At 66.6% G+C, this 608-nt stretch carries 1 protein-coding gene; it reads right to left on the bottom strand.

The genetic code is table 11. The annotated features are described in order from the left end of the window. A partial coding sequence (locus BBH68_RS38805) for a TetR/AcrR family transcriptional regulator (RefSeq protein ID WP_065968591.1) occupies positions 1-582 on the bottom strand: 582 nt, incomplete at its 3' end. Positions 583-608: the final 26 nt, after the last annotated feature.

The raw sequence follows: 608 nt of genomic DNA, 5'->3' as shown, positions 1-608 counted from the left end.
TGATCGTGGAGCGGGTCGGCCCTCCTTCATGCGCAGGATCAAGGTGACCGCGTCGTCCGAGCGGGTTCCGGGAGTGAGGAGTTCCTGCAGGAGGAGGCCGCGAATCGCGGCAACGGTGACGGTGGCCACATCCCGCGCTTCCTTCGCCTCGAGCCCTTCGCGTTCCGCGAGTGAGGACAACATCGCGGTCAGGTCGCCGATCGACTCCACGACCTCACGGAAGTCCTCGGGGCCGTACGCGGCCAGTCCGACGACGTAGAAGAAGCCGCGGACACGCGACAGCTGCTCCGGCCGGGTGTAAGTACGCCAGATCGCCCCGACGAAATCGTCGAAGGTGCCCTGCTGGGCGGCCTCCAGAAGTGCCTCGTTGTCACGGGATCGCTGCGCCTTGAGCATGGCGGCCAAGGCGCCCCAGAGTGACCCGAAGTGGTAGCGCAGCAGGGCGTGGCTGGTCTCGATCCGGGCGGCGATCTCACGGAGCGACATCTCCGGCGGGGGCAGGGCCTCGCCGAAGGCGTCGAGAAGCCGTGCCAGGAGTCGCTCGCGCGCGCTGCCCTTGCGTTCCGAGGTTGACAGGATCACTCCCACAGTTTATCCATTGGAAAAGA

Origin of the sequence: Streptomyces sparsogenes, assembly GCF_001704635.1 — a bacterium.
Lineage (GTDB): Bacteria > Actinomycetota > Actinomycetes > Streptomycetales > Streptomycetaceae > Streptomyces > Streptomyces sparsogenes.
This window is presented reverse-complemented; position numbering and strand designations above follow the sequence as displayed.